Source organism: Pseudomonas sp. MYb60 (assembly GCF_002979555.1).
Taxonomy (GTDB): Bacteria; Pseudomonadota; Gammaproteobacteria; order Pseudomonadales; family Pseudomonadaceae; genus Aquipseudomonas.
The window spans coordinates 1-18,998 of the sequence record NZ_PCOZ01000029.1 but is presented as its reverse complement, the minus strand read 5'-3'; the positions used below and the strand labels follow the sequence as shown (position 1 = coordinate 18,998).

Genomic DNA, 18,998 nt, shown 5'->3' with positions numbered 1-18,998 from the left:
CTACAGGTTCGGGGTTACTTCACTACGTTTACCTCGGTGAATTCATACACAGTGCGCTCCGACTTCGATGTCGAATCCAGCGTCAGTGCCACGCCCAGGTCCTCGATAAAGGCGCGTGAGGTCTGGTACCCGTCCGCGTCGCACGCCAAGCGGATCGCATCGCCACTCAAGGCGGTGTGGATCTGCCGGGCCGGGAAGCGCTGGCCAACCGTGCAGGTCATGGCGTTGTTGGTTGGCCGGTCTGAAGCTTTGGCCGGTACGTCGACCATGTCGAAAGTGGCGCTCAAGGTTTCGCCGGCTGCCCAACGGCTCGGCATTTTCACCTTCACGTCACGGGTCAGCAGGACGCGTCCGTCACCGATGCCGTTCATCTTGCCCTTGAGCTGAATGAGGTCCGCCTGGGTCAGCCGTTCCACATGGAAGTTGGGGCTGTAGATTTCGTTCTTCTTCAGCAGGCCACCGTCCGTGGTGAATTCGACGGTGACGGGCCGGCCATCAATGGCGCTGCCCTTGCGCGACACATAGGTATAGGACAGGGTCTTGAACTTCGGCTGCAGCAGCGGCGACTCCAGGCGCTTGATCAGCGCCGGGTCCACCGCCACGCTGTCGATGGCGGTGTCGGGGGTGCGCTGCGGGTAATTCGCCGGCGCGATGTCCGGGCGCAGGCGTGCCAGCAACGCGCCGTCGACACCACCTTGCACCGAGCAACTGACGCGTGTCTGATCACGCTGTTTGGCTTCCGGCTCGATCAGCAGCAAGCGCTCCACACGCTGGGTGCCCGGCGCGGTGCTTGGTTGGGCGACGATCGCGCGCCAGGTGTTGCCATCCTTGACCTCACTGCGCACGTAGCCGTTGCCGGCGCGTTGCAACAGCGCGGGTTGCGGCATCAATGGCACCATCAACCGCGCCACCTCGTCGACGCTGCCCTGAACGGTGAAACCCCAGTAATAGTAATTGCCCAACTCGTCCATTTCCGCGCTGATGTCGGAGTACGACAACAACTTGAGCCCCACGATGGGTGGCGTGCTGATCGGCACCGAATTCTCTTTGTCGCTCGCACGGTTTCGTACTGCGATCCAGGCATTTTCCTTATCGACTTCAAGCGGCGCGTAGGCCTTCCACTCATCGCGATGAGCGTGCAGCTTGGAGAAAAACTCCGCGTCACAACGGGTGAAGGCCTTGAGCGTATCGGTCAGCGGCGCATCGGCGGCGTGGGCGAGGGAGGGGAGCAGTAATGCGCAGGCGAGCAAGGTCGCGGGGAACGGCAACTTCATGGGTGAGACTTCCTTATCCAATAACGTCATACGGGGGCGGGGTGATCTAGTTGGCCGAACGGGTCAGGCGCAAACGCCAATCGCCGTGGTGGTGCAGGCGGCACGCCTCTTCGGAGTCGAAAATCACGCATCGGTTCAATTGTACGGTCGGTATGCCGGCGTCTTGCAGGGCGGCGGCGGTCAGCTCGCGCATGCGTGCATCCAGGCCGGCGGCGAGGGCGTGGTCCTGGCTGGCGCGGGTGTCGAACACCCAGGTGATGCGCAGGGATTGCGGGAAATCACCCGGGTTGACGGTGTGCGTCAGCCATTCAAAGCCCGCAATTTCAGCCTTGGCGGTTTCGCAGGCGTCGGTCAGGGCCGCGACCAGCTGGCGTTCGAGTCGCGCGATCTCGCGGGGGGTGGAAGGCATGATGGCTACCGGCTGGAAAAGTCTCGCAGGGTAACGGGCCAAGACGCTGATCGTCCACCCGTCAGCCCTGAACCCTCAATGCACTGATGATGAACGCATGCAGGCTATTGACCGCCTTGGCCCCCCGCGAGGCCCGGCTGCGCACGATGGTCACTTCCATCGGCTCGATACTGCCCAGGCCATGCTCGCCGCTCAACACCTGCAACGACGGCTGCACCGTGCACTGAGTGATCGCCGCAATCGCCAAACCACCCTCGACCGCCGCTACCTGGCCCGCCAGGCTGGAGCTGTTGTACACCACCTTGAACTGCCGGCCCTGCTGTGCCAACGAGTTCACCGCGTAGCGCCGCGCCAGGCTTTCGCTTTCATACACGGCAATGGGCACCGGGTCGCGACGCCACAGTTCGAACTGCGGCGAACCCACCCACACCATCGGCTCCTTGAACAAAAATGTGCCGCTGTGGGGCGTGTCCCGCGACACCAGCGCCAGGTCCAGGTCGCCGCTGCGCACGCGAGGGATCAGCGCGGTGGACTGCTCGCACGTCAGCTCGATCTCCACCCCCGCGTAACGCGGCGCATAACGCTTGAGCACCGGGGTGAGGTAGCGCGCCGCGTAATCCTCGGCAACCCCCAGGCGGATGCGCCCGGTCAGGCCTTCACCATGAAACGCCGCCTGCGTCTCGGCATGCAGCGCCAGCATGCGCCGTGCGTAGCCGAGCAGCGTCTGGCCGTCGTCAGTCAGTTGCAGATGGCGCGGGCCACGGCTCAGCAAGGGCCGTCCCAATGCGGCCTCCAGCTTCTTCATCTGCATGCTCACGGCTGACTGCGAGCGGTTGACCTCATGCGCTGCCCCCGACAGCGAACCGGCGTCCACCACCGCGACAAAACACTTGAGCCAATCGATCTGCAAATCGCTGGACGGCATCCGGTTTCCCTCTATTCGTTAATCGAATGGCTGAGCTGCGAATTATGCGCTTTTCATGGCGATTGTCTGCATCGCAAGATGCAGCCTTGAATCCACACCCGCCGGACCTCGCCATGCCCTTCGACACTTGGTTGCTTTATGTGATTACCTGCTTCGGCATCGCCGTCGTGCCGGGGCCCAACGCGCTGCTGGTGCTCACCCACGGCGCCCTGCACGGCAGCCGTCGCACCCTGTTCACCATCAGCGGCGGTGTGCTCGGCTTTGCTCTGGTGCTCGCGCTGTGCGCGCTGGGCCTGGGCGCGCTGATCAAGGCGTCGGCCACCTGGTTCATGGCGCTCAAGATCGTCGGCGGGCTGTATTTGATCTGGCTGGGTTTCAGCCTGTGGCGCGCAGCCCCCGTCAGCCTGGAAACGGCCGCCACCGCCAGCCTGCGCAACGGCGCGCTGTTTCGCCAAGGGCTGGTGTCGGCGATTTCCAATCCCAAGGCGCTGTTGCTGTTCACCGCCTTTATCCCGCCGTTCCTCGACCCCCACCGAAACATCATCGCGCAGACTGCCGCCATCGCGCTTACCTACGCCGTGGTGGAATTTATCGTCGAGTATCTGGTGGCCAGCGCCGCCCACCGGGTACGGCCATGGTTGGCCCGCACCGGGCGGCGCTTCAATAAAGTCTGCGGTGGGTTCTTCGTCGCGTTCGGCCTGGCCCTGCCGATTCACAGCTGAGGGCGTGACAGCCCTTAGAGGTTGTCGCCCCACTTGCACAACTTGCTTTCGCCCAACGGCTCGGACGTGCCCTCGATCTTGCCGAACGCCATGCGTTTGAGCGTCACGCCGCACTTGTAGCGGCTGGCGGCGTCAAGCTCGTAGTCCATGCCCGGCTGCGGCACAAAACTGAACATGTTGTAGCAACGGTTACCAATGTAGTGGAACGCGATGGGCTGGCCGGCGGGCACCAGCAGTTCCGTCATCACCGTGGCGTCCGAGTAGCGCTCCACCGGCGCCATGCCCAGGGTCTCGCCGTTGCGGTTGGCAAAGCCATCACGCTTGGCCACCATCACGCCGGCGCCGGGCAGGCGGAAGTTCACGCAGTCGGACTTGGGCACGCCGCGCACCATGCCATCGCTCATCACCCGCAGGCGTGCGGTCTCGCCGCCAGGCGGGGTTGAATAGGGGGTGGAGAATGAGCGTACATCGGTGATGGCGCCGCAGCCGCTGAGGGCAGCGAGGAGGGGGAGACAGAAGAAAGGCGATTTGTTCACGCGGTGCTCCATGCGGGTTGAATATCCAGAGGCCTTTTTTCGAGGCCGGCGCAGTATGCAAGAAGGCGTTGTTGACGCCAAGACGCCGTTCCAGCATCAATCCCTTCCAACACACGGGTGCAGGGTTGACCCTCATTTCAATTACCCAGTCGATGAATACCTGCACCTTGGCGGTCGCGTGGGACGACAGTCTTCGGGGCGGATCAGCCCTTCGCGTTTTCATTCAATGGGTCTACCATGCCACCCCGGCAGTGGTTTAACGCGCTACCGATCATTTCTTTACAGGTACCGCCATGACTATCGACCACATCAGCCTGCCCAAAGGCGTAGGCCCACATGCCAGTAAATTGCTGGATGCCATCGCCGGTGCTGCCACGCCTGAAGACCTCAACCGCGCAGGCGGCAAAGCGGAGGGATTTGTACTGGGGCTGGAGGCCAGCAAGGCGATCAAAAGCCAGGTGGCGGAGTCGTTGTATGTGGCGTATGACGATGCGGCGAGCCAGCGGGAGGGGGAGCTGAAGGGCTAAGCTCCCCCGCCACAGTTCTGGGGTTTGTCTGCACCGGAGTGCAAGGCTCTGGCATCAGAGGCGTGGGTGTTGCCGCTATTTAAGGGCAAACCCTGGCGTCACCGCTTGAAAACCCAGACTGACACGGATCCCGCGCATGATCGAAAATCGTGGGCCGTTCATTTTGGCCGCAGCAACGTGCAAAGAACACGTCCTGTCACGAAACCCTTTACGCGTTGGTGTAGTGTTAGCGGTCGAACACGCAGCGCACTTCAGGGAGCTTCCATGACATTGACTGTCGAGACCTTGCTCAAGCTGGCCATGAGCAACCCCATCAACGCCGAACTCTACAAACGCTTGCCCACGTTGGGGCTGGAGCAGTGCTTTCTGACGGCGGGCTGTCTGTTCCAGGCGGTGTGGAACCATCAGGCGAATCTGCCGGTGGACCAGGGGATCAAGGACTACGACGTTTTTTACTTTGATACCGACGTGTCCTACGAGGCTGAGGACGCGGTGATCCGTGCGGTGGAGCGGTTGTTCGAGGACCTGGGGGTTAATGTCGAGGTGAAGAACCAGGCGCGCGTGCACCTCTGGTATGAGCAACGGTTTGGCCGGCCCTACCCGCAGTTGCACACGGCCAGGCAGGGGATTGATCGGTATTTGGTGGCGGGTACGTGCATCGGGTTGGAGGTGGCGACGGGGGAGGTGTACGCGCCGTATGGGCTGGACGATGTGGAACAGGGGATATTGCGGATCAACCCGTTGCACCCGGAGATGGAGCTGTTCGAGCGGAAGGCCAGGAGTTACCAGGCGAGGTGGCCCTGGTTGAAGATCGTGAGACTCGATTCACCCGTGTGAAAGGCCGGGGGTGAGACAACATTGCATCCACGCGCCAGTGAACTTTTACCCAGGCACTACACCTCCAAGCTAAAACCCCCAGCCAAGGACCGACCATGACCTTTTTTATCTTCCTGCTCGCCTGCGCCGCCGCTGCCACCACCGGCGTTATCTTCAAACCCGGCGCCTGGTACGAATCCCTCGTGAAACCCAGCTTCACTCCGCCCAACTGGCTGTTTCCGGTGGCATGGACGAGCATTTACCTGCTGCTGGCCTGGGCCGGTTACCGCCTCAGCCTGATCCCCAACAGCCAGCCGGTGCTCGCGCTGTGGGCGGCGCAGATCGCCTTGAACACCTTGTGGACCCCGGTGTTCTTCGGTGCCCATCGCATTCTCGCGGCCATGGTGATCCTGGCTGTGTTGTGGGTGACGGTGGCGACCATGGTGGTGCTGGCCGTGCGCCTGGACTTGATCACCGGGCTGATCCTGTTCCCGTATCTGGCGTGGCTGTGTGTAGCGGCGGCGTTGAATTTCTCGATCTTGCGCAATAATCGCTGATGGCTTACCAGGCATGGCCTGCCAGTGAGCCCGAACTGGACGAAATGCGCCGCTTCAACAAGAAGCTTGCGTGGATGCCGCGCTTCAAGATCCGCAACCGGGTGACGCCGCGTTTGATCCAGGCGCTGTTGTGCGCGAGCCAGAAGCTCAAGCGCCCACCGGTCGCGCAAACACGGCTGGCGGACTCGGTGCCTGTGCGCATCCTGCGCCCCAGCGGCACACCCAAGGGCGTGGTACTGGATATCCATGGCGGCGGTTGGGTGATCGGCAATGCGCAAATGGACGACGAGCTCAACCTCGGCATGGTTAACGCCTGCGAGGTGGCCGTGGTGTCGGTGGATTATCGGCTGGCGGTGGATACGCCGGTGGAAGGCTTGATGCAGGACTGCCTCACCGCCGCACGCTGGTTGCTGAACGCCGAGGAGTTCGCCGGGCTGCCGGTGATCGTCGTCGGTGAATCCGCTGGCGGGCACTTGGCGGCGGCGACGTTGCTGGCGCTGAAGCAGTGGCCCGACTTGCTTCGGCGGGTCAGGGGCGCCGTGTTGTATTACGGCGTGTATGACTTGACCGGCACCCCGAGCGTGCGCATGGCCGGGCCGGACACGTTGCTGTTGGACGGGCCGGGAATGGTCGAGGCGCTGCAGATGCTGACACCCGGGTTGAGTGATGAGCAGCGCCGGCAGTCGCCGTTGTCGCCGCTGTATGGTGATTTGAACGGCTTGCCACCGGCGCTGATGTTCGTGGGAACATTGGACCCGCTCAAAGACGACACGCTGCTGATCGCGCAGCAGTGGCCTGGCGCCGACGTGCATCTGGTGCCGGAAGCAGCCCATGGGTTTATTCATTTTCCGGTGGAGGTGGGGCGTCGGGTGTTGTTGCACAGTCGCAGCTGGATTACAGGTAGGATCGAGGCTTTGAGTCTTGAGTGAACCGATGATCTCTTTCCACCCGGTCACCCTCGCGGAAATCCCCGAGGTGTTGGACTTTGTATTGCAGGCCCGCGCCGAGTTGTTTCCCACGCTCAGCGCGGCGGGGATGCCCACCGATCTGGCGCAGTTTGAAGCCGTTTACCTACAGGGCGATGGCGAGTTTCTGATCGCCAGGGAAGAGGGGCGGATGGTCGCTGCGATTGGCTATCTGCCCTATGACCACCGCTTCCCACAGTTGGACTACCAAGGGCGCAAGGCGGTGGAAGTGGTGCGCCTGTTCGTCACGCCAGCCTGTCGCCGGTGTGGTCTGGCGGGACAGTTGTACCGCGCTTTGGAGGCACTGGCGAAGGCCGATGGGGTTGATGTGATGTACCTGCATACCCACCCGTTTTTACCGGGGGCCATTGGTTTTTGGGTGAGGCAGGGCTTTGAAGTGGTGGATGTAGAAGCTGATCCGGTGTGGCAGACCACCCATATGGAGCGGCAGTTGTAGCCCCATGGCATGCAGGCTTTTTTGCGGTGAGCTTCCTCGCCGCCTTTAAACCGAGCGTAGTCGCAGGATCTGTGCGCCATCGAAGGGGTCCGTCAGGTAATGCGCCTGCACGCCAAAGGTGTCCTGCAACCGTTGCGGCGTCAGCACGTCCAGCGGTTTGCCCAGTGCCACCAGCCGCCCATGATCGAGCACGGCCAGGCGATCACAGGTCAGCGCCTGGTTGAGGTCGTGCAAGGCAATCAGGGTAGTCACTGGCAATGCCTGCACACCCTTCAATATCGCCAGTTGGTGCTGGATATCCAGGTGATTGGTCGGTTCGTCCAGCAGTAGAATCTGCGGGCGTTGGGCCAGGGCGCGGGCGATGTGCACGCGTTGGCGTTCGCCGCCGGAGAGGCTGCGCCAGGCGCGCTGGCTCAGGTGAGTGGCGTCGACGTCGTGCAGGGCCTGGCGCACGATGGCGTCGTCTGCGCTGGACCAGGGGCTCAGCGCCGACAGCCACGGTGTGCGGCCCAGGGCCACGGCGTCGAACACGCGAATGGCGTCGTCGGTGTCGGCCTGTTGCTCCACCACCGCCAGTTGTTGGGCGATGCTGCGGCGCGACAGTGTCCCCAGGCGCTGGCCGCCCAGCAGCACCTCGCCACTGGCGGGCGCACGCAACCCGGCCAGCAGCTTGAGCAGGGTGGATTTGCCGGAGCCGTTGGGCCCGACAATACCGAGGGTTTCGCCGGGTACCACGTCCAAGTCAATCTCGCGCAGCAACTCGGCGTCGCGCACTTTGAAGCCCAGGCCTGAACAACTGAGCACGCTCATCGCGCATTCCTCCTGCCGATCAGGATCAGCGCAAACACCGGCGCGCCGACCAGCGCCGTGACCACCCCCACGGGTATCACCTGGCCCTTGATCAAGGTGCGCGACAGTACATCGGCGCCAATCAGGAACAGCGCGCCGCCCAGCGCACTCGCCGGCAGCAGGCGCGTGTGCCCGGTGCCGAGCAACAGACGCGCAGCGTGGGGGATCACCAGCCCGACAAAGCCGATGGAACCCACCAGCGACACCATCACCGCCGTCACCAGCGCCGCGCAGCCCACCAGCACGGCCTGCACACGGCGCACCGGAATGCCCAGGGAGGCCGCCGAGTCGCTGCCAAAGGTAAACGCATCCAGCGCCCGTCGGTGCCACAGGCACACCGCCAGCCCCGCGACCGCCACCGGCACCGCCAGCCACACCGAGGGCCAGCGCACGCCACTGAGGTTGCCCAGCAGCCAGAACATGATGCCGCGCGCCTGTTCGGAGCTGGCGGACTTGGTGATCAAAAACGCAGTGAGCGCGTTGAACAGCTGCGACCCGGCGATGCCTGCGAGGATGATCTGCCCGGTGCCACTGGCCGAACCGCTAAGGCGCGCCAGCACGATCACCAGCGCAAAGGCCGCCATGGCCCCCACGAAGGCGCCCGCCGACAAGGTCACCAGGCCGGCGCCTACGCCGAGCAATGCCACCAGCACCGCACCCGTCGAGGCGCCGGCGCTGATGCCCAGCAAATAGGGGTCGGCCAGCGGGTTGCGCAGCAGCGCCTGCAGGATCACCCCGCAGGTTGCCAGCCCGGCACCGCAGGCCGCGGCGACAAGTGCGCGGGTGAGGCGGTAGTTCCACACAATGCCTTCATCGATCGGGTCCAGCACGTAGCCGGCCGCCCACAGTTTGTTGGCCAGCACTTGCAGCACCACGTCGGGGGCGATCGGGGTTTCGCCGATGGACACCCCGGCGAGTACCGCGATCAGCAGCAGTGCCAGGGCCAGCAGGGTACGGGTCAGGCTCGCGGTCATTTGGGCAGTTTTTCGATGGCGTCGGCCAGTTGTTCGATGCCGCTGAAGGTGCGCATGCTGGCCTGCATGGCCATGGCATCGAGGATGATGATGCGGTTGTTTTTCACCGCGTCCATGTTACGAGTGACCGGGTCGTTGCGCAGGAATTCGAGTTTCTTGCGATAGTCATCGGCGGGGAAGCGGCGCCGGTCCATGCGCGCGATCACCAGGAAGGTCGGGTTGGCCTTGGCGATGGTTTCCCAGCCGACGGTGGGCCATTCTTCATCGGACTCCACCACGTTGCGCACGCCCAGGGTGCTCAGCATGAAATCGGGGATGCCCTTGTGGCCGGCCACGTAGGGGTCGATGTCCAGGTCGGCGCTGGAAAACCACACCAAGGCGCTGGCCGGTTGACCCTGCGTGTTCTGCACTTTGGCGATGGACTTGGCGAGGCTGGCCTTGAGCTCGGCGTTCAGCTGTTGGCCGCGTTCCTGCACATCGAAGATCTCGGCCAACTGGCTGATGCTTTTATAGAGGCTGTCGACACGGAACGGCTCCAGCCGCGTGCCGTCGGCGCCGACGAGATTGTCCTTGCCTTCGCAGTCCGAAGGCAGCAGGTAGGTAGGAATATTCAGCTCGTGAAATTGCTCACGCGTGCCGACCGCGCCCTGCGGGCCGACCATCCACTCCAGTTCCACGGCCACCAGCTCGGGGCGCTTGCCAATCACCGATTCGAAGCTGGGGTCGTTATCGGCCAGGCGTTCGATCGTGTCGTTCTGTGCCTTGTACTCGGGCAGCACATCGTTGAACCACAGCGACGTGCCCACCACTTTGTCCCCCAGGCCCAACGCGTACAGCATCTCGGTGCCCGCCTGGCCAATGGTCACGGCGCGGGCGGGGGCGTGCGGGAAGGTCAGCGTGCTTTTGCAATTCTGCACGGTGAGCGGGTAGTGAGTCGGCGCGGCGTGGGCGAGGGAGGCCAGGCACAGGGCGGCGACAAGGGCGGTAACGCGGGGCAGCAGCATGATGCAATCTCCGTTTGAACCGTACTTTCAACGGGAGGGGAACGGTTCGGAAACACATCGGCAGCCTGCGGCACGCAGGGCGGGTGATGTCCTTCCCGGACACCCCGCCGGTCAGTGAAAACGCTTGGCCGGCAGGTCTCCTGACTGATGCGTCGGCGCCAGGCTCCGGCCTTCCCGGACGGTGTCCAGTGGCAGTGGGGAGCAGGCTCGGCATCTACAGTTGCGGGGGCAGTTCCGATTGACGCGGGCGGGCCGCGCTTCGGATTCCCTATTAGTCCCGTTTGGGAACCGGCGCGGTATGGTAGTCGATCAGGGGCGTGAGGGGGAGGATGGTTTTCTACTGCGCGCATCAACCCTAGGGGCGAGCAAGCACGCCCCTAGGTCAGGTGGCTTAGCGTGAGGGGGCTATTTGCGGTCGAGCCACACGGTTTGTGCGTTGCAGAACTCGCGCACGCCAAAGTGCGACAGCTCCCGGCCAAAGCCACTTTTCTTGATCCCGCCAAACGCTACGCGAGGGTCAGAGACGCTGAACGAGTTGACGAAGATCCCGCCGGTTTCCAGCTGGTTGGCGATATTCCGCGCCTTGGCCGCGTCAGTGGTGAAGAGACTGGCGGTGAGGCCGAACTCGCTGTCATTCGCCAGCGCCACCGCGTGGTCGGCGTCGCGGGCGGTGATGATCGAGGCCACCGGGCCGAACAGTTCCTGTTTGAATGAGGTCATTTGGTCGGTGACGTTGGCCAGTACGGTCGGCTCATAGTAGTTGCCGGCGCCTTCGACTTTGTTGCCGCCCAGCAGCAAAGTGGCGCCTTCTTCCAGGGTGGCCTGGACCTGGCCATGCAGCTCGTCGCGCAGGTCGAAGCGGGCCATCGGGCCGATGTAGGTGGCGGCGGAGGTCGGGTCGCCCATCACCAAGGCGCGGCTGGCCTCAAGGAATTTGGCGGTGAAGGCTTCGGCCACGCCCGCTTCGATGATCAGGCGCTTGGCAGCGGCGCAGACCTGGCCGCTGTTCTGGAAGCGGCCGATCAGTGCGGCCTGTACGGCGGCGTCGAGGTCGGCGTCGTTGAGCACGATGAACGGGTCGGAGCCACCCAGCTCCAGTACGCATTTTTTCAGCGCGGCACCCGCCTGAGAGCCGATGGCAACGCCGGCTCGCACGCTGCCGGTAAGGGTGACGGCGGCGATGCGTGGGTCGGCAATGGCGTTGGACACGCCGTCGTTGGCGACGTTGATCACTTCGAACAGACCGTCGGCAAAGCCTGCGTTTTTGAACGCCTGCTGGATCAGGTAGGCGCTGCCCATCACGTTTGGCGCGTGCTTGAGTACGTAGGTATTACCGGCAAGCATCGTCGGCACGGCGCCGCGCAGCACTTGCCAGACCGGGAAGTTCCACGGCATTACGGCGAGGATCGGGCCCAGCGGGCGGTATTCGATCTGGGCGCTGCCGTTGTCCACCCGCGTCGGTTCCGGGGCGAGCATGGCTGGGCCCTGGGCGGCGTACCATTCGCTGAGCTGAGCGCATTTTTCGATTTCAGCACGGGCCTGGGCGATGGGCTTGCCCATTTCCAGAGTGATCATCTGTGCCATGGCTTCGGCTTGTTCGCGCAGGGCGGCGGCCAGGGCCAGCAGCAGTTCGGCGCGCTGGCTCACCGGTTGGCGGCGCCAGGTGCGGAACGCGGCGGTGGCGCGGTCGAGGGCAGCGTCCAGTTGTTGGGCGGTTTCGTAGGGGTAGCTGCCGACGGTTTCGCCGTTGGCCGGGTTGATCGAAAAAGCGTGGGTGGTCGCGTTCATGGCACCGTCCTGCTGAATGAGTAAGTGGGTTCAGACTACGGGGCTGGATCTTTTCTGGAAACTGAATAATATTAAGCAATACGTTCATGAATGGAGAATGACTTGGATTTGGTGCAGCTGGAAATGTTCAAGGCCGTTGCCGAGCAAGGCAGTATCAGCGCCGCCGCGCAGTTGATTCATCGGGTGCCGTCGAACCTGACCACCCGTATCAAGCAACTGGAGCAGGACCTGGGCGTCGAGCTGTTTATTCGTGAGAAAAGTCGACTGCGCCTGTCGCCGGCTGGCTGGAATTTCTTGGGCTATGCGCGACGCATCCTCGATCTGGTGCAGGAGGCGCGCGCCACGGTAGCGGGGGAGGAGCCCCAGGGCCCGTTTGCCCTGGGCTCGCTGGAGAGCACGGCGGCGGTGCGTATCCCGGCGTTGCTGGCGGCGTACAACCAGACGCACACCAAGGTCGAGCTGGAGCTGAGCACCGGGCCTTCAGGCACCATGATCGAAGGCGTGCTGTCGGGGCGCCTGACGGCGGCGTTCGTCGATGGCCCGGTGCTGCACAGCACCCTGGAAGGCGTGGCGGTGTTTGAAGAGGAGATGGTGGTGATTGCACCCCTGCACCACGCGCCGATCACCCGGGGGCAGGATGTGAATGGCGAGAATATCTACACCTTCCGCTCGAACTGCTCGTACCGGCACCACTTTGAACGCTGGTTTACCCAGGACGGCGCGGTGCCGGGCAAGATTTTCGAGATCGAGTCGTACCACGGCATGCTGGCGTGCGTCAGTGCCGGTGCGGGTTTGGCGCTGATGCCCCGCAGCATGCTGGAAAACATGCCGGGGTTTGCGGCGGTGAGCGTGTGGCCGCTGACGGACACCTTTCGCATCCTGCACACCTGGCTGATCTGGCGGCGAGGGACGGTGTCGCAGAGCCTCAATAGCTTTGTGAAGCTGCTGGAAGAACGCAATCTGGTAGCGCCATAAATCCAATGTGGGAGGGGGCTTGTCCCCGATGGCGGTGTGTCAGACACAGGTATACCAACTGACACTGCCTCATCGGGGGCAAGCCCCCTCCCACATTTTGACCGCGATCAGCCGCCGAATTGCAGCGTGCCCATCGCCAGTTTGGCCATCAGGGCTGTCGCTCCCAATTGCACCAGCCACAGTGCCAACCCACCGAGGAACACACCCAGGGCCACCTGCAACACCAGGCTTTTCTGGCGCTTGGGTTGCGGCGCGCGGGGCACATAGTCATCCAGCTCGTCGCGGTCAGCGCGCAGGTCCAGGTCGTCGTTTCTCATAAGGTTCTCACAGCAAAGGGGCGGGCAGGGTTCAGTCTAGGGGCTGGATACGAAAAAGGGGAAGCCACCGGCTTCCCCTTCTTTGCAACGGCTACAGGCTTACAGCACCTGAACGATTGCCTTTGTGACCGCATCGATGTTCGACTGGTTCAACGCCGCCACACAGATACGACCCGTGTCCAGCGCATAGATGCCGAACTCGCTGCGCAGGCGGGTGACTTGCTCAACGCTCAGGCCGGAGTAGGAGAACATCCCACGCTGGCGGCCGACGAAGCTGAAGTCATGGCCCGGTGCGGCCTTGGCCAGTTCCGACACCATCTGCTCACGCATCCCACGAATGCGCAGGCGCATTTCGGCCAGTTCGGCTTCCCACTGGGCACGCAGTTCCGGGCTGTTCAGCACGGCGGCGACAATCGCGGCGCCGTGGGTCGGCGGGTTGGAGTAGTTGGTGCGGATCACACGCTTGACCTGGGACAGGATGCGCGCGCTTTCTTCCTTGGACTCGCCCACGATGGACAACGCGCCCACACGTTCGCCGTACAGGGAGAACGACTTGGAGAACGAGCTGGACACAAAGAAGGTCAGGCCCGACTCCGCGAACAGGCGCACGGCTGCGGCGTCTTCGTGGATGCCATCGCCAAAGCCCTGGTAGGCCATGTCGAGGAACGGCACCAGGTTCTTGGCCTTGACCACGTCCAGCACGTTCTGCCAATCGGCCGGGCTCAGGTCGACGCCGGTCGGGTTGTGGCAGCAGGCGTGCAACACCACGATGGATTGCGGCGGCAGGGCGTTGAGGTCTTCGAGCAGGCCGGCGCGGTTCACGTCGTGGGTGGCGGCGTCGTAGTAGCGGTAGTTCTGCACCGGGAAACCGGCGGTTTCAAACAGGGCGCGGTGGTTTTCCCAGCTCGGGTCGCTGATGGCCACGACGGCGTTGGGCAGCAGTTGCTTGAGGAAGTCTGCGCCGATCTTCAGCGCGCCCGTGCCGCCAACCGCTTGCACGGTGGTGACGCGGCCAGCGCTCAGCAAGGGCGATTCAGCGCCGAACAGCAGGGTTTGCACGGCCTTGTCGTAGGCCGCGATGCCGTCGATCGGCAAGTAGCCACGAGCGGCGTGTTGCGCCACGCGAATGGCTTCCGCTTCGGCAACGGCACGCAAGAGTGGAATCTTCCCCTCCTCGTTGCAGTAAACGCCTACGCCAAGGTTGACCTTGGTGGTTCGTGTGTCGGCGTTGAATGCTTCGTTGAGGCCCAGGATAGGATCGCGTGGTGCCATTTCGACAGCGGAGAACAGGCTCATTTTTGCGGCAGCTCTATGGGGGAATGGAGGGACGTGTCGCGCTCCAGCCGAATGCACTAGAGCGGTGCACAAACGGGGAGCTAGTATAGAGGCCATCACGGCCTAGGGCGACAGCCGAAACGGCTTTTCGGCCAAGTTTTTCGGTTTATTTGCCCACCGTCAGTCTTATTGCAACCTTGATCGTAGACGGCAGGTCAGACGATTGCCTTGAAAGCCGTCACATTCGCCACCACTTCTATGGCTATCATGGTTTTTTCCTACGATCCGCTCTGAATCTTCGCGGGTGGTGGTCTTTTTCGTCCCCGACGGGTTTACAGTCCGGGGTGACTTCACGAGGTACGTTATGTCGGATTTCCAGCTAGTCACCCGTTTTGAGCCCGCCGGCGATCAACCGGAAGCCATTCGCCAGATGGTCGAAGGCATCGAGGCCGGCCTGGCCCACCAGACACTGCTCGGCGTCACCGGTTCGGGCAAGACGTTCAGCATTGCCAACGTGATTGCCCAGGTCAACCGGCCCACCCTGGTGCTGGCGCCGAACAAGACCCTGGCCGCCCAGTTGTACGGCGAGTTCAAGGCGTTCTTCCCGAACAACGCCGTGGAATACTTCGTTTCCTACTACGACTACTACCAGCCCGAAGCCTACGTGCCGTCGTCCGACACCTTTATCGAGAAAGATGCGTCGATCAACGACCACATCGAGCAGATGCGCCTGTCGGCGACCAAGGCGTTGCTGGAGCGCAAGGACGCGATCATCGTCACCACGGTGTCGTGCATCTACGGCCTGGGCAGCCCGGAAACCTATCTGAAGATGGTGCTGCACGTCGACCGTGGCGACAAACTCGATCAGCGCGAACTGCTGCGTCGCCTGACGAGCCTGCAATACAACCGCAACGACATGGATTTTGCCCGTGCCACCTTCCGTGTGCGTGGCGATGTGATCGATATCTACCCGGCCGAATCCGACCTGGAAGCGATCCGCATCGAGCTGTTCGACGATGAAGTCGAGAGCCTGTCGGCCTTTGACCCGTTGACCGGGGAAGTGATCCGCAAGATGCCGCGCTTCACCTTCTATCCGAAAAGCCACTACGTGACGCCGCGCGAAACCCTGATGGGGGCCATCGAAGGGATCAAGGTCGAACTCGCCGAACGCCTTGACTACCTGCGCGCCAACAACAAGCTGGTGGAAGCCCAGCGCCTGGAGCAGCGAACCCGTTTCGACCTGGAGATGATCCTGGAGCTGGGCTACTGCAATGGCATCGAAAACTACTCGCGCTACCTGTCGGGGCGCGACTCCGGGGCGGCGCCGCCGACGTTGTATGACTACTTGCCGGACGACGCGCTGCTGGTGATCGACGAATCCCACGTCAGCGTGCCGCAAGTGGGTGCCATGTATAAGGGCGACCGCTCGCGTAAAGAAACCCTGGTGGAATACGGTTTCCGCCTGCCATCGGCGCTGGACAATCGGCCGATGCGTTTCGATGAGTGGGAGGCGATCAGCCCGCAGACCATTTTTGTGTCCGCCACGCCGGGCAACTACGAGGCTGAGCATGCTGGTCGCGTGATCGAGCAACTGGTACGCCCGACCGGCCTGGTGGACCCGGAAATCGAAATCCGCCCGGCGTTGACCCAGGTTGATGACCTGCTGTCGGAAATCAACAAGCGCGTGGCCCTGGAGGAGCGGGTGCTGGTTACCACACTGACCAAGCGCATGTCCGAAGACCTTACCGACTACCTGGCCGACCATGGTGTGCGCGTGCGTTACCTGCACTCGGATATCGACACGGTTGAGCGTGTGGAGATCATCCGCGACCTGCGCCTGGGCACTTTTGACGTGCTGGTGGGGATCAACCTGCTGCGTGAAGGCCTGGACATGCCGGAAGTGTCGCTGGTGGCGATACTGGACGCGGACAAGGAGGGCTTCCTGCGCTCTGAGCGTTCGCTGATCCAGACCATCGGCCGGGCTGCGCGGAACCTCAATGGTCGGGCGATCCTCTACGCAGACCGCATCACCGGCTCCATGGAGCGGGCGATTGGCGAGACTCAGCGCCGTCGTGACAAGCAGATTGCATTCAACCTGGAAAATGGCATCACCCCCAAAGGCGTGTTCAAGGACGTTGCCGACATCATGGAAGGCGCCACCGTGCCCGGCTCGCGCAGCAAGAAGCGCAAGGGCATGGCCAAGGCGGCCGAGGAGAGCGCCAAGTACGAAAACGAACTGCGCTCGCCGAGTGAGATCACCAAGCGCATTCGTCAGTTGGAGGAGAAGATGTACCAGTTGGCGCGGGATCTGGAATTCGAAGCGGCGGCGCAGACGCGGGATGAGATTGGCAAGTTGCGTGAGCGCCTGCTGGCAGTCTGATTTGTGGTGCCCTCGATGGCCGCGCCTTGGTTTTCCAGAAATCCCCGGGGCTGTTACCATTCGCCCCTTGTTTCAATTTTCAGTCTTATTGCCCATTCGAGACCCGCCATGACCACCGTCCGCACGCGCATCGCGCCATCGCCTACTGGGGATCCCCACGTCGGCACTGCTTACATCGCCTTGTTCAACTACTGCTTTGCCAAGCAGCACGGCGGTGAATTCATCCTGCGGATCGAAGACACCGATCAACTGCGCTCGACCAGTGAGTCGGAGCAGCAGATTTTCGATGCGCTGCGCTGGTTGGGCATTACCTGGGCAGAAGGCCCGGACGTTGGCGGCCCGCACGGCCCGTATCGCCAGAGCGAGCGCAGCGACATCTACAAGCAGTACACCCAGCAACTGGTCGACATGGGCCATGCATTCCCGTGCTTCTGCACCGCCGAAGAACTCGACCAGATGCGCGCCGAGCAAATGGCCCGTGGCGAAACCCCGCGCTACGATGGCCGCGCGCTGCTGCTGTCCAAGGAAGAAGTGGCCCAGCGCCTGGCGGCCGGCGAGCCTCACGTCATCCGCATGAAAGTGCCGAGCGAAGGCGTGTGCGTGGTGCCGGACATGCTGCGCGGTGACGTCGAGATCCCGTGGGACCGCATGGACATGCAAGTGCTGATGAAGACCGACGGCCTGCCGACGTACTTCCTGGCCAACGTGGTCGACGATCACCTGATGGGCATCACTCACGTGCTGCGCGGCGAAGAATGGCTGCCGTCGGCGCCCAAGCTGATCCTGCTCTATGAATACTTCGGCTGGGAACAGCCGCAGCTGTGCTACATGCCGCTGCTGCGTAACCCGGACAAGAGCAAGCTGTCCAAGCGCAAGAACCCGACCTCGGTGACCTTCTACGAGCGCATGGGGTTCATGCCTGAGGCAATGCTCAACTACCTGGGCCGCATGGGCTGGTCGATGCCGGACGAGCGCGAGAAGTTCTCGTTGCAGGAAATGGTCGACAACTTCGACCTGTCCCGCGTGTCCCTGGGTGGGCCGATCTTCGACATCGAGAAACTGTCCTGGCTCAACGGCCAGTGGCTGCGTGACCTGCCGGTGGAAGAATTCGCCAGCCGCGTGCAGCAGTGGGCGTTGAACCCCGAGTACATGATGAAGATCGCGCCGCTGGTGCAGGGCAGGGTAGAGACGTTCAGCCAGGTCGCACCGTTGGCCAACTTCTTCTTTGCCGGTGGCGTGAACCCGGATGCGAAGCTGTTCGAGTCCAAGAAGCTCTCGGGCGACCAGGTACGCCAGTTGATGCAGTTGATCCTGTGGAAGCTCGAAAGCCTGCGTCAGTGGGAGAAAGAGGCGATCACCGCGACGATCCAGGCGGTGGTGGAATCCCTCGAGCTGAAATTGCGCGATGCCATGCCGCTGATGTTTGCCGCGATCACCGGGCAGGCGAGTTCGGTGTCGGTGCTGGACGCGATGGAAATCCTCGGCCCGGACCTCACCCGTTTCCGTCTGCGCCAAGCCCTTGATTTGCTTGGTGGTGTGTCGAAGAAAGAAAACAAAGAGTGGGAAAAGCTGCTGGGCGCTATTGCGTAATCAGGCTGCTGTAACGGCGAAACCCCGGTTTTCCGGGGTTTCGCCGGTAAGTGATTGTTATCCCGGCAAAAAATTTTGGAAAATGTTGAAAATAAATTTGACACACTTCCAAACCGCCATTAAGATTCGCCCCGTCCTCACCGATGAGGGGCTATAGCTCAGCTGGGAGAGCGCTTGCATGGCATGCAAGAGGTCAACGGTTCGATCCCGTTTAGCTCCACCAATTTACAGGTTCAAGGTCTGGCCACACCGTCCTTGAATTGATCAGGTCTCAGCCCTGATCGGATGTACAGAAGGTTTTGTCCCCTTCGTCTAGTGGCCTAGGACACCGCCCTTTCACGGCGGTAACAGGGGTTCGAGTCCCCTAGGGGACGCCAGTTTCAACAAGCAGTTCGAAAGGTCTGCTGCGTCGCGAGACGAAAAATCCGGGGCTATAGCTCAGCTGGGAGAGCGCTTGCATGGCATGCAAGAGGTCAACGGTTCGATCCCGTTTAGCTCCACCAATTTTACAGGTTCAAGGTTCCGGCCACACCGTCCTTGAATCGATCAGTTCTCAGCGCTGATCACGTGTATAGAAGGTTTGTGTCCCCTTCGTCTAGTGGCCTAGGACACCGCCCTTTCACGGCGGTAACAGGGGTTCGAGTCCCCTAGGGGACGC

Annotated in this window: 19 protein-coding genes, 4 tRNA genes and 1 riboswitch; of the genes, 13 read left to right on the top strand and 10 right to left on the bottom strand. The window is 62.5% G+C overall.

Features of this window, described 5'->3' with window-relative positions:
* Positions 1-14 precede the first annotated feature (14 nt).
* The 3 genes from CQ041_RS25055 to CQ041_RS25045 form a co-directional block, all read right to left on the bottom strand.
* Positions 15-1,274: a hypothetical protein gene (locus tag CQ041_RS25055; RefSeq protein WP_105524898.1), complete on the bottom strand. Its 1,260-nt coding sequence runs from the start codon at positions 1,272-1,274 to the stop codon at positions 15-17.
* A gap of 46 nt (positions 1,275-1,320) precedes the next feature.
* A complete protein-coding gene (locus CQ041_RS25050; RefSeq protein WP_105524897.1) occupies positions 1,321-1,683 on the bottom strand; it encodes a hypothetical protein in 363 nt (120 codons plus the stop codon).
* A 61-nt stretch (positions 1,684-1,744) separates the two neighbouring features.
* Positions 1,745-2,608 carry a LysR family transcriptional regulator gene (locus CQ041_RS25045; RefSeq protein WP_105524896.1) on the bottom strand — a complete coding sequence of 288 codons (864 nt, stop codon included), beginning with the start codon at positions 2,606-2,608 and terminating at the stop codon, positions 1,745-1,747.
* Positions 2,609-2,721: 113 nt separating this feature from the next.
* Between CQ041_RS25045 and CQ041_RS25040 the strand changes: the two genes are divergently transcribed.
* Entirely contained in the window at positions 2,722-3,330 is a 609-nt protein-coding gene (locus tag CQ041_RS25040; RefSeq protein ID WP_105524895.1) for a LysE family translocator, read from the top strand.
* 14 nt (positions 3,331-3,344) lie between these two features.
* On the opposite strand, the gene CQ041_RS25035 is transcribed toward CQ041_RS25040, so the two are convergent.
* Positions 3,345-3,866 (bottom strand): hypothetical protein, encoded by a 522-nt coding sequence (locus tag CQ041_RS25035; protein ID WP_240995162.1) that lies wholly within the window; start codon positions 3,864-3,866, stop codon positions 3,345-3,347.
* Positions 3,867-4,159: 293 nt separating this feature from the next.
* On the opposite strand from CQ041_RS25035, the gene CQ041_RS25030 reads away from it, so the two are divergent.
* From CQ041_RS25030 to CQ041_RS25010, 5 genes are all read left to right on the top strand, one after another.
* On the top strand, positions 4,160-4,393 hold the full coding sequence (locus CQ041_RS25030; RefSeq protein WP_105524894.1) for a hypothetical protein: 234 nt from the start codon (positions 4,160-4,162) through the stop codon (positions 4,391-4,393).
* Positions 4,394-4,657: 264 nt separating this feature from the next.
* Positions 4,658-5,230, top strand: coding sequence for a nucleotidyltransferase family protein (locus tag CQ041_RS25025; RefSeq protein ID WP_105524893.1), 573 nt, complete (start codon positions 4,658-4,660; stop codon positions 5,228-5,230).
* Between the two features lie 95 nt (positions 5,231-5,325).
* On the top strand, positions 5,326-5,766 hold the full coding sequence (locus CQ041_RS25020; RefSeq protein ID WP_105524892.1) for a TspO/MBR family protein: 441 nt from the start codon (positions 5,326-5,328) through the stop codon (positions 5,764-5,766).
* Positions 5,766-6,695 carry an alpha/beta fold hydrolase gene (locus CQ041_RS25015; protein ID WP_105524891.1) on the top strand — a complete coding sequence of 310 codons (930 nt, stop codon included), beginning with the start codon at positions 5,766-5,768 and terminating at the stop codon, positions 6,693-6,695. The genes CQ041_RS25020 and CQ041_RS25015 overlap by 1 nt, the downstream gene beginning before the upstream one ends.
* Before the next feature lie 4 nt (positions 6,696-6,699).
* On the top strand, positions 6,700-7,188 hold the full coding sequence (locus tag CQ041_RS25010; RefSeq protein WP_105524890.1) for a GNAT family N-acetyltransferase: 489 nt from the start codon (positions 6,700-6,702) through the stop codon (positions 7,186-7,188).
* Between the two features lie 45 nt (positions 7,189-7,233).
* Here the strand turns inward: CQ041_RS25010 and CQ041_RS25005 are convergent, their stop codons facing one another.
* The 4 genes from CQ041_RS25005 to CQ041_RS24990 all read right to left on the bottom strand — a co-directional run bounded on the left by CQ041_RS25005 (position 7,234) and on the right by CQ041_RS24990 (position 11,803).
* A complete protein-coding gene (locus tag CQ041_RS25005) occupies positions 7,234-7,998 on the bottom strand; it encodes an ABC transporter ATP-binding protein (protein ID WP_105524889.1) in 765 nt (254 codons plus the stop codon).
* A complete protein-coding gene (locus CQ041_RS25000) occupies positions 7,995-8,999 on the bottom strand; it encodes an iron ABC transporter permease (protein WP_177429421.1) in 1,005 nt (334 codons plus the stop codon). Before CQ041_RS25000 ends, CQ041_RS25005 begins: the two co-directional genes overlap by 4 nt.
* An 8-nt stretch (positions 9,000-9,007) precedes the next feature.
* Complete coding sequence (locus tag CQ041_RS24995; protein WP_105524887.1) at positions 9,008-10,015, bottom strand: ABC transporter substrate-binding protein; 1,008 nt, start codon at positions 10,013-10,015, stop codon at positions 9,008-9,010.
* Positions 10,016-10,127: 112 nt separating this feature from the next.
* A riboswitch (cobalamin riboswitch) is annotated at positions 10,128-10,323 on the bottom strand.
* Positions 10,324-10,420: 97 nt separating this feature from the next.
* Positions 10,421-11,803 (bottom strand): aldehyde dehydrogenase family protein, encoded by a 1,383-nt coding sequence (locus tag CQ041_RS24990; protein ID WP_105524886.1) that lies wholly within the window; start codon positions 11,801-11,803, stop codon positions 10,421-10,423.
* Between the two features lie 102 nt (positions 11,804-11,905).
* On the opposite strand from CQ041_RS24990, the gene CQ041_RS24985 reads away from it, so the two are divergent.
* Entirely contained in the window at positions 11,906-12,778 is an 873-nt protein-coding gene (locus CQ041_RS24985) for a LysR family transcriptional regulator (RefSeq protein WP_105524915.1), read from the top strand.
* A 107-nt stretch (positions 12,779-12,885) separates the two neighbouring features.
* Here CQ041_RS24985 and CQ041_RS24980 read toward each other — a convergent pair whose 3' ends face one another.
* The gene (locus CQ041_RS24980; RefSeq protein ID WP_105524885.1) at positions 12,886-13,095 is read right to left on the bottom strand and encodes a hypothetical protein; all 210 of its coding nucleotides are present in this window, start codon (positions 13,093-13,095) and stop codon (positions 12,886-12,888) included.
* A gap of 99 nt (positions 13,096-13,194) precedes the next feature.
* A complete protein-coding gene (locus tag CQ041_RS24975; protein ID WP_105524884.1) occupies positions 13,195-14,391 on the bottom strand; it encodes an amino acid aminotransferase in 1,197 nt (398 codons plus the stop codon).
* A gap of 343 nt (positions 14,392-14,734) precedes the next feature.
* On the opposite strand from CQ041_RS24975, the gene uvrB reads away from it, so the two are divergent.
* The 6 genes from uvrB (at position 14,735) to CQ041_RS24945 (ending at position 18,997) form a co-directional block, all read left to right on the top strand.
* Positions 14,735-16,750 (top strand): excinuclease ABC subunit UvrB, encoded by a 2,016-nt coding sequence (gene uvrB, locus CQ041_RS24970; RefSeq protein ID WP_105524883.1) that lies wholly within the window; start codon positions 14,735-14,737, stop codon positions 16,748-16,750.
* A gap of 108 nt (positions 16,751-16,858) precedes the next feature.
* Positions 16,859-18,340 (top strand): glutamate--tRNA ligase, encoded by a 1,482-nt coding sequence (gene gltX, locus CQ041_RS24965; protein WP_105524882.1) that lies wholly within the window; start codon positions 16,859-16,861, stop codon positions 18,338-18,340.
* A gap of 147 nt (positions 18,341-18,487) precedes the next feature.
* A tRNA-Ala gene (locus CQ041_RS24960) sits at positions 18,488-18,563 on the top strand.
* A 78-nt stretch (positions 18,564-18,641) separates the two neighbouring features.
* Positions 18,642-18,717, top strand: a tRNA-Glu gene (locus CQ041_RS24955).
* Between the two features lie 50 nt (positions 18,718-18,767).
* Positions 18,768-18,843: transfer RNA gene (locus CQ041_RS24950), tRNA-Ala, on the top strand.
* Positions 18,844-18,924: 81 nt separating this feature from the next.
* Positions 18,925-18,997: transfer RNA gene (locus tag CQ041_RS24945), tRNA-Glu, on the top strand.
* Position 18,998: the final 1 nt, after the last annotated feature.